Origin of the sequence: Dolichospermum sp. UHCC 0352 (genome assembly GCF_009711925.1) — a bacterium.
GTDB classification, from domain to species: Bacteria; Cyanobacteriota; Cyanobacteriia; order Cyanobacteriales; family Nostocaceae; genus Dolichospermum; species Dolichospermum lemmermannii.
The window spans coordinates 1-7,877 of sequence record NZ_VIKY01000055.1 but is presented as its reverse complement, the minus strand read 5'-3'; the positions used below and the strand labels follow the sequence as shown (position 1 = coordinate 7,877).

5 protein-coding genes are annotated in these 7,877 nt (G+C 39.9%); 4 read left to right on the top strand and 1 reads right to left on the bottom strand.

What is annotated here, in order from left to right; all coding sequences use genetic code 11:
- Positions 1–179: 179 nt before the first annotated feature.
- Positions 180–1,085 (top strand): Hsp33 family molecular chaperone HslO, encoded by a 906-nt coding sequence (gene hslO, locus FJR06_RS03685; protein ID WP_168650828.1) that lies wholly within the window; start codon positions 180–182, stop codon positions 1,083–1,085.
- Between the two features lie 164 nt (positions 1,086–1,249).
- The gene (locus FJR06_RS03680; protein ID WP_168650826.1) at positions 1,250–3,325 is read left to right on the top strand and encodes a chromosome segregation ATPase; all 2,076 of its coding nucleotides are present in this window, start codon (positions 1,250–1,252) and stop codon (positions 3,323–3,325) included.
- A 323-nt stretch (positions 3,326–3,648) separates the two neighbouring features.
- On the opposite strand, the gene crtD is transcribed toward FJR06_RS03680, so the two are convergent.
- Entirely contained in the window at positions 3,649–5,163 is a 1,515-nt protein-coding gene (gene crtD, locus FJR06_RS03675; protein WP_168650824.1) for a C-3',4' desaturase CrtD, read from the bottom strand.
- Between the two features lie 233 nt (positions 5,164–5,396).
- Here crtD and FJR06_RS03670 point away from each other — a divergent pair, with 233 nt between their 5' ends.
- Together FJR06_RS03670 and FJR06_RS03665 are read left to right on the top strand one after the other, a co-directional pair.
- A complete protein-coding gene (locus tag FJR06_RS03670) occupies positions 5,397–6,119 on the top strand; it encodes a hypothetical protein (protein WP_168650822.1) in 723 nt (240 codons plus the stop codon).
- A 406-nt stretch (positions 6,120–6,525) separates the two neighbouring features.
- Positions 6,526–7,803: a pitrilysin family protein gene (locus tag FJR06_RS03665; protein WP_168650820.1), complete on the top strand. Its 1,278-nt coding sequence runs from the start codon at positions 6,526–6,528 to the stop codon at positions 7,801–7,803.
- Positions 7,804–7,877 lie beyond the last annotated feature (74 nt).

The following is a 7,877-nucleotide window of genomic DNA, read 5'->3' as shown; positions in this document are numbered from 1 at the left end:
TAATTGGTAATTGGTAATTGGTAATTGGGTAATTTCCTTCTTCCTTCCTTCTTCCTCCTGACTCGGTGACTCCTGACTCCTGACTCCTGACTCGGTGACTCCTGACTCCTTCTTCCTTCTCCTGACTCGAAACAACTTAGAATATAAAAGTCATCTTGTAAAGAATTGTAAGGTTTTTCATGGCAGATCAATTGATTCGTGCGACTGCGGCGGATGGTGGTATTAAGGCTGTAGGCGTGATTACCACCCGGTTAACAGAAGAGGCTAGACAACGCCATAAATTATCTTATGTGGCTACAGCAGCTTTGGGAAGAAGTATGGCGGCTGGTTTGTTGATGGCTTCCAGTATGAAACGGGTCGGTTCTAGGGTAAATGTGCGAGTTAAGGGCGATGGTCTTTTAGGTGGTATATTGGCAGATGCGGGCTTAGATGGCACTGTGAGGGGCTATGTTGGTAATCCCTCTGTGGAATTGCCTCCCAATGATCAGGGTAAACTAGATGTTGGGGGGGCAGTGGGTACAGGTTTTCTTTATGTAGTCCGCGATATTGGCCATGGCTTTCCTTACTCTAGTACGGTAGAACTTGTTTCTGGGGAAATAGGTGACGATGTTGCTCACTATTTAGCAAATTCTGAACAAACTCCTTCCGCTTTAGTTTTGGGTGTGTTTGTGGGAGAACAGGGTGTGACGGCTGCCGGAGGAATATTGATACAGGTGTTACCGAAAGCTGCGAGGGATGAGGAGTTAGTGGCTACATTAGAATCACGGGTTTCGGCTTTATCCGGGTTTACGCCATTACTGCAAGCAGGTAAAACACTGATAGAAATTTTTAACGATTTGTTAGGAGATATGGGATTGAACATATTTCCGGAAACTCAGATGTTACGCTTTCATTGTGGCTGCTCTTTTGATCGGGTGCTAGGGGCGCTGAAAATATTGGGAGAAGCGGAACTACAAGACATGATTGTGAAAGATAATGGTGCAGAAGCAACTTGTGAGTTTTGCGGTAATATTTATCAAGCAAGTAGTGATGATTTAACCCAGTTAATTGGAGATTTGCAAGGAGAATCTGCAATTTCTGGTTAATGTAACTAGTCACACTCAAACCAAAAAACAGTAATGTTATTGATGAGGGTGATGAATTTTTTGGATGGGTTTTTCTAGATGGGAAAGTTAGGATAGCAAACATAAAATTATCTATATTGATCTACCTACTTTCATATCGCTATTCAATTAGTGTGGTGTGAGCAATGACAGAGCGGGATATTCCAGATAATTGGTCTTCGGACCAAGCAGGAGAACCAATTGGGTTTGAACCCAACTATATATCAAATAATCAAACTGCTGATACTGCTGCAATTGGTGCTAATTCTCAGTCCATGAAGAAAAGCAAAAAGCCAGATGGCACAGGTTTGGCGATAAATGATAATTCAGAATCTACTTTTAATCTCAGTGTTTTAATTGAGAAATTGCCCCGTTGGACTAAAAATTGGGTAGTTTGGGCAGCAGTATTAACTTTAATTCCTGGAAGTATGGGTTTTCTCGCTCTATCCATCCTGTTTAAGTTACCATCTGCCCCTAATTGTCCACAGATTTTCTGGCCTTTGGCTAGTGCGTCAGTGAGAGTACACTGCGCTCAGTTGGCGGCTTCTAAGCAAACTATTAATGATTTGCTGCAAGCGATTACTCTCGTCAAGCAATTACCAGAAAATCACCCACTACGAGGCGAAATTAATCGTCTTTTGGAGGAATGGTCACGGGATATTTTAAAATTAGCTGATCAGAGTTTCCAAGGAGGGAATTTGGAGGAAGCGATCGCTACAGCCCGAAAAATTCCTCCTGATGTCAAGGTTAGTGAACTGGTTGAAGAACAAATTCAAAAATGGCAAACGATTTGGTCAAAGGCTGAAGGAATTTACCAAGAAGCCGAAAAGGAATTGCGTCAACGACATTGGCAATCGGCTTTTATGCTCACAGCTAGATTACTGCGGGTAGATAATAAATACTGGGCAAGCACTAAATATGATCAATTAAATAACATTATTGTTACAGCGCGGGAAGATGGGGATAAACTTTACAAAGCAGAAGATTTAGCAAAGAGTCGCAATTTAGATAATTTACTCAAAGCTATTAAACTAGCTGAGGCGATTAAACCGGATAGTTATCTGTATCAAAAAGCCAAAGAGTTAATATCAGGATTTGCTCGAAAAATGCTCACACTCGCACAAGCAAAGATGAAAGAGCGAAATGCGGATGCAGCATTGGAAATTGCCCGACAAATTCCGCCTATTCCTGAATTACAAGCGGAAGTTGATGATTTTATGGTTTTGGGTGAAGCCCAAAGAAGTGCTTTTATTGGGACTGCGGCTGGGTTAGAAACTGCTATTTCTCAAGCTCAACAAATAGATGCTTCTAGGGATGTTTATAATGAGGCACAACAATTAATTGCGCGTTGGCAATTAGAAATTGAAGATGTTTCTCGGTTAGAGAAAGCCCGAAATCTAGCCAGTCAAGGCACGGTTAATGATTTAACAGCAGCTATTTCGGAAGTACAGCTAATTCCTGGGAATAATCCCCGTGGGACAGAAGCCCGTCAAGAAATTGGCCGTTGGCGTGGACAAGTGGAAACGATTGAAGATAGACCATATTTAGATCGGGCAGAACAAATAGCCATCGGTGAGGATGTTAACTCATTGCAAACAGCGATCGCTGAACTTAATCAAATTCGTTCTGGACGAGCATTATATCCAGAAGCCAGAAAAAAGATGAGGCTATGGACGGCTAAAATTGAGCGCATTCAAGATCAACCATATTTAGATCAAGCCAAGGCATTAGCCGACAGTGGTAATTTAACAACGGCTATTAGTGAAGCCCAAAAAATCGCCTCTTCAGGACGCGCTTTATCAAGTGAAGCCCAATCATCTATAGATACTTGGCAAGACCAAATTCGCGCTAAAGAGAGTTGGCAAAAGGCCAAGCAAGTTGCAGTTACTGGCACACCAGAGGCTTTAAGTGAAGCTATCCAGTTGGCAAATCGGGTATCTAGTCGTAACAGTTTACGTTTAGATGTGAATATTGCTATTGACCAGTGGAGTCAACAGTTGTTAGAAATGGCACGTTCTCAAAGTGAGGTAGATGTGGCTAAAGCAATTGATACAGCCAAGTTAATTCCTCGTGGTAGTAGTGCTTACACTGACTCTCGAGAACAAATTAGAACTTGGCGGCAACTTATGATTCCCAAATCCCCTCCTAGTCCGTCTGTGGAATCTATACCTGAACTAACACCAGCAGTTCCAGAATCTCAGCCTTCAGGAAGTCCTAATTAATGGATAATTTTGCTAATTTTAAGTATGAATTATACTAAACACGGGTGAGATTTAAACTTTTGCCAAATGACAAAGAACCCAGATGTGTAGGGGTTTAGCAGTGCTAAACCCCTACGTTTAGAATCAAACAATCAAGCCGTTTTGAGTATAGCCTCACGCAAAGGCGCAAAGTGAGGAATCCTTATATTGCTGTCGTTACCATAGTTTATTTTTCTACGGGTAATATATCTAATACTACCATAGTATTGGTAAATTCATTACTGCTAAACTAGCTGAAAAATAATTCTCTGTGTTCTCCGCGCCTCTGCGTGAAAAAAATAATTCTACCCTTGAGCTTGAATTTGTCTAACTACCGTCAAAGCCGAATAACTTACACCTGCTGTACCTTCTCCAGGATGTGTAGAATCACCAACTAACCACAAATTATTAATGGGAGTCCGATTAGCAAAACCAAAGGGTCCAAAGGTAGGAATTCTTTGACCAATACCGCCCACAATTCCCTTTTCTCTGCCTGTATAATGAGCAAAAGTGCGAGGTGTGGCTGCTTCTACATAAATGATAGTTTCTGGTTTTAAATAGAAATATTCAGAAAGTTTAGAAATTGCATCTTGAGTGAATTTTTGTTTTAACTCTTCATAATTTTGAGTTTCCCACCAGGTCGTAAAATCAACAAAGGAAGAAGCGATAATTGTGGCTTTTCCTAATGGTGCGCGGCCGTCTCCTTCATGACTTACAGATACAAATAAGGAATTATTTTCCCCAATGGGTTTATTTACATCATATAAAAATTGTAAATGCGGTGGACAATTAGGAGGAATTGCACTTTTATCTACACCTAAATAAATCACAAATGCACCGGAAGCTGGTGGGAGTTTTTCTACTCTTTGTTTATATCCAGATGGCGCATTTTCTCCTAATAATTGGACTAAGTTCTGAACGGTGACATTACCAATGATATGATCTGCTGATTCTGTCCAAGTTTCCCCTGTTTTCTGATTTTTAATAACTACCGCTTTAGCTTGGTTATTTTCAACTTCGATTTTTTCGACCGTGTGGCGCATCAATAGTTTACCACTATCTCGTTCTAAGGATTCTACCAAGCGATCGCTCAATACTTGCATACTTCCTTGGAGATGAAATAACCCTTGGGGTAATTGGGATACACTCAAGGCTGTAGCTGCATAAAGTAAAGCGGTTTCTTCCGCACTTACTTGAGAATATAATTTAAGTTGTAAATCTAAAAATGTCCGCAGTCTTTGATCATTTCCTAAACCATATAATCGCAAAGCATCACCAACAGTAAATAAAGTGAAAGGCGCGGTAATAAATGTACTTGGACGCACTGCTTTGATTAATTGTCCCAAATCCCATAAATTCCGGGGTGGTAAAACAGGATCACGTCCTTGAAATTCCCAACTAGCATTAAATAAAGTTGTTAATAATTGCCAAAAAGGTTCACTTCCCGGAAACTGTTTTTGGCGTTCTGCTTGCCATTTTTGAGGATCACGCCAGACATTAATGGGTGTGGACTCTCCTGGAAGATATACAGCACAGGCTGGGTCGCAAGGTGTAGCTGCGGGTAATTCTATATTTAATTCTGAGAAAATGCGGTGATGAATTCCCCCAGGTTCTAAACCTGCTACTTGCGTCGCACCAACATCAAAGGTAAATCCCTGACGTTTGAATGTGGAAGCGCAACCACCGGGAACTATGGCTTGGTCGAGAATAAGGACGTTATAACCTCTATGGGCTAATAATGCCCCGGCTGTAAGTCCACCTATACCCGCACCGATGACGATGACGCGGGATTGATTTTTTGTGTGAGTAGGATTTGTCATAATTCTTAATATTACTAATTATCAGTTTACAATAAATCAATCTCTAAAGCTAAAAGTTAGATTCCCTACTTCTCCAAGAAGTAGAGAATCTGGACAATTGTTAAGTATAAGCACTGTATACTCAGGTTGATTACTGATTATTTAGATAAATAATTACAAATACGTTACTTTTCACTTATACTAGGTTAGACAGTGTTTATACTGTTAATCAATTCAGCCATAACCAGAAGTGTATGAGTAATAGTTTACAACTCACAGAAATAGCAATTTCTCTCGTAGCGAAAAATCTCAATCCCGCAGTTCTCAACCCAGATTTCGTCAAATATACAGGGATTATTCCTTCAGACTGGGAACTAGCAAATCAACCAGTTTACAATAATAATTTAGTTCAGTTGGTTTATAAAAACGGTGTGGGAATCATTGTTCAACCTAACCGACTGAATGTGTTAGAGATGATAGGAGGAAAAACACCGGCAGAAATTCAACTCGCCACAGTTGCACTACAATTGGTTGAAAAATTATCCCAAGTAGAGTATCAAGCAGTAGGAATTAACCCCAAAGCAGTTGTCGGTTTTACATCAGAAGCAGATGCTTATCAGTATATATGCGGTAAACTTCTAGCCCCAGGTTCTTGGCAGGAATTTGGAGGAAGTAAAGTCAATGCTGGATTAGAGTTAAGTTATCCCTTAAAACGGGGAGTTCTGAATTTAGCTATTAATCAAGTAAATGTCCAGTCTGGGGAACAGGTAACACCAGCTATTTTATTCTCTGGTAACTTGAATTATCCTCTCACCGGAAATACCGTTGCGGAAAGAATACAAGACTTACAACAAATAATTGCTAATTGGCAAAATGATGTCAACATTTTCCAGCAATTGTTGGTAGAGAAATTCTTATCATCTTCCCCTTCCCCTTCCCCAGCACAACAAATCAGTGCTTCAGTATTTTCAAAATGAGTAAATAAGTAGTGTAGAGACATTTCTTATTTTTCTATTGTGTGGGTTGGGCATTTGTCCCAACCTAATTATTCTTGAATAAATTCAGGACTTACGCAAAACATCTCTCAAATCCTCATTTCTCCGTGACCTCTGTGCCTCTGTGGTTCGTTATTCCATGAGTCTTGTGTAAGTCCTAAAATTAATTATTAATTAGGCTTGATAAATGATAAGTTAGTTTCGGATAATCCAGGGAATAATACTTACTATATACAACAATTTATAGAGAAAATAAATGAGGTTTGAGACTAAGGAAAAAACTAATCAATAAGATTCTTAACTTCTTTCAAAAGTCTTGACAATGTTTACACCATCAAGAAAGTTGTAAGATAGAAGCAGTAACAAAGCTCTTCGCTCACCACAAGCAATGACATCAACTCTGCTAAATTTTCCGTGTCTTAACGCACCCACTCTGCACCATCTGCCAAATGGTTTAACCATTATCGCCGAACAAATGCCAATAGACGCGGTTAATCTCAATTTATGGGTCAAAACCGGTTCAGCAATGGAGTCAGATGCGATTAATGGCATGGCTCACTTTTTAGAACACATGATTTTTAAGGGTACACAGAAGTTAATTAGTGGTGAATTTGAGCGCCGGATTGAAGAGCGCGGTGCTGTCACTAATGCTGCCACCAGCCAAGATTATACACACTATTATACCACAACTGCCCCTAAAGATTTTGCCGAATTAGCACCTTTACAAATAGATGTTGTTTGTAATCCTAGTATTCCTGATGATGCTTTTGAACGAGAACGTTTAGTAGTTTTGGAAGAAATTAGACGTTCTGAGGATAACCCCCGACGGCGAATTTCTCGTCATGTCATGGAAACCGCTTTTGATACCTTACCCTATCGTCGTCCCGTACTTGGACCAGAAGCAGTTGTTGCTCAAATTCAACCGCAACAAATGCGAGATTTTCATGCTCATTGGTATCAACCTCAGTCAATTACAGCAGTCGCTGTGGGTAATTTACCAGTAGAAGAATTAGTAGAAATTATCGCCGAAGAATTTAGTAAAAATTATCAACAAACAACCAACAAACTAACATCAATAGCAGCAATTCCTGAACCTGCATTTACAGAAATAGTCCGCAGGGAAGTTGTTGATGAAACTCTTCAACAAGCCAGACTAGTAATGATGTGGCGAGTACCTGGATTGATGGAATTAGATGAAACTTATGCACTTGATGTTTTAGCAGGAATTTTAGGACATGGGAGAACATCTAGATTAGTGCGAGATTTACGGGAAGAACGGGGATTAGTATCTTCAATTTCTGTGAGTAATATGAGTAATTTATTGCAAGGTGTGTTTTCGATTTCTGCTAAATGTGATGTCGAAAATTTAGCGGTTGTGGAAGCAGGTATTATTCAACATCTTCGCACATTACAAACAGAATTTGTCAAAGAATCAGAAATTGCCCGTGTTCAACAACGTGTAGCCAATCGGTTTATATTTGGGAATGAAACACCAAGTGATCGCGCTGGGTTGTATGGTTATTATCAGTCATTAATTGGTGATTTAGAACCAGCTTTTAATTATCCCCAATATATTCAAGCACAGGCAGCAACTGATTTAATCCAAGCTGCAAAAGATTATCTTTCCCCAGATGCTTATGGTGTTGTTGTCATTAAACCTATTTAATGATTTGTCATTTGTCATTAGTCATTGGTAATCTGTTCTTAACAACTGACAACTGTACGGGCGAAGCATTTGGA

Bases quoted from the DNA above. Each gene is read 5' to 3' on its own strand.
- FJR06_RS03670 (WP_168650822.1), top strand. From the start codon at position 5,397: ATGAGTAATAGTTTACAACTCACAGAAATAGCAATTTCTCTCGTAGCG.
- FJR06_RS03665 (WP_168650820.1), top strand. From the start codon at position 6,526: ATGACATCAACTCTGCTAAATTTTCCGTGTCTTAACGCACCCACTCTG.
- hslO (WP_168650828.1), top strand. From the start codon at position 180: ATGGCAGATCAATTGATTCGTGCGACTGCGGCGGATGGTGGTATTAAG.
- FJR06_RS03680 (WP_168650826.1), top strand. From the start codon at position 1,250: ATGACAGAGCGGGATATTCCAGATAATTGGTCTTCGGACCAAGCAGGA.
- crtD (WP_168650824.1), bottom strand. From the start codon at position 5,163: ATGACAAATCCTACTCACACAAAAAATCAATCCCGCGTCATCGTCATC.